Below are 1,544 nucleotides of genomic sequence, written 5' to 3'. Positions count from 1 at the left end.
GGAGAGCTCCCTGGCATGGCGCTGGCGTACCTGCTGTGGCTCAACGCCCATGCCAACCAGGCCGTCGCCGCACCGGAACTGCTCGGCAAGCTGCAACGCGAGGTGCGGCAGACCGCCGAGGACGGCGACCTGGAGGCGTTGTCGACCTACGTCCATTCATTCGGCGCGCTGGGCGAGACGGCGATGCAGCGGCAGGCCTACAAGGAAGCGTGGCTGCGCATCCTGACTGAAATGTCCGGCCCGGCGGCGACCAAGGAAAGCCGCGATTCGATGGAGAACGTCGAGAAGATGATGCGCCAAGGGCGCTGGGCGCCGCCGGCGCTGAGCGCCGACGAACAGCGCGAGACCGATGCGCTGACGGAGCGTGTGGTAGATGCCTGGCGCAAGCGCCACTAGGAGGCTCGGGCCGGAGCGCCCTCAGCGCGAGCTGGCCGGCAGCGCGCCCGGCAAATGCGTTGCCTCCCAACCGAGCAGTTTGCGTATCTCCCCTGGCACCGGCAGCGGCTGAACGCCCTCCGGCACACGAGCGAGTTCAAAGCGGCGCAGCTCCGGGCTGCGGAACACAGCTCCTTCGTAGGGCAGTAGCGCCCTGCCCTTGGCTTCCATACCCGGCACGGCCTGCCGGAAGTCGTCGAGGCTGGCGAATTGCGTCTGGCAGTCCGTCCCTGCCGCCGGTGCCCAACTGACCAGAGGCTGGCCCGCGCCACCGGCACGCAGGTAGAGGTTGCCATCGACGCGTTGGGCCATCGGCTGGGTCACCTTGGCGCAGGTGACACGTGCTTGTTCGAAGCGCAGCAGCGGGCCCTTGAGGCCGGCGTCTGCCACCAGCAGGTTGCCCTCGAACACATGGCCGACGCGCTCATTGACATCTGGCCCCGTCTGCGGATGCCAGCCGAAGTGATCGCCCTGGGCGCTGCGCTCGTTGCGATCGATAAGCACCGGCGAATTGAAGAAGGTGTTGTGGTGCACCTTGGCGCCCGCGCTGTTCAGGATGCGGATGCCCTGCTGGTTGTTCACGAACACATTGCCGGCCACAGTCACGCCCTTGCTGATCTCGAAGAACAGCCCCGCCATCGTGCCCTCGACGTAGTTGTTGACGAACGCGCCGCCGACATTGCCCACGTCGTACCAGACACCATTGGAGTTCGGCTGCTCGACGATGAGGTTGTCGCGCACGGTGACGCGGTAGGACTGGTTGAAGATCTTCACCGCTGCCGGGAAATAGCCGGTCAACTTCTCCACGTTGTTGCGCCGGATGAGGTTGCGCTCCAGCAGCACGTCCGACGAGCCGATGACATAGATGCCCTCGGTGCCGGTGTCGCTGATGAGGGAGTTGCGGATGACGAGCCCGTCGCCGCGGAAGTAGCCGGCCACGCGCGAGCAATGGCTGATGGTGACGTTCTCCAGCAGCGTGCCCATGACCTCCTTGCCGTGCTCGCTTTCAGGTGACGGGCCGACGGGATCGTCGGTCGGTTCTTCCGACACCAGCGTCGACGGCTTCTTGCCCTCGATGTCGATGGCCCGGTAGGCGTATTGCGTGAAGG

The 1,544-nt window shown here is 65.9% G+C and carries 2 protein-coding genes; one reads left to right on the top strand and one right to left on the bottom strand.

Translation table 11 applies throughout. From position 1 onward, the window contains the following. Window positions 1-396 (top strand): hypothetical protein (locus ACXJKR_RS32160; RefSeq protein ID WP_457326312.1); only part of this gene is annotated, 396 nt, incomplete at its 5' end. 21 nt (window positions 397-417) lie between these two features. Here ACXJKR_RS32160 and ACXJKR_RS32155 read toward each other — a convergent pair. Then, window positions 418-1,544, bottom strand: a 1,127-nt coding sequence (locus ACXJKR_RS32155; RefSeq protein WP_457326311.1) for a right-handed parallel beta-helix repeat-containing protein, incomplete at its 5' end; no start/stop codon positions are given.

It is taken from the genome of Roseateles sp. P5_E11 (assembly GCF_054049355.1).
This window is presented reverse-complemented; position numbering and strand designations above follow the sequence as displayed.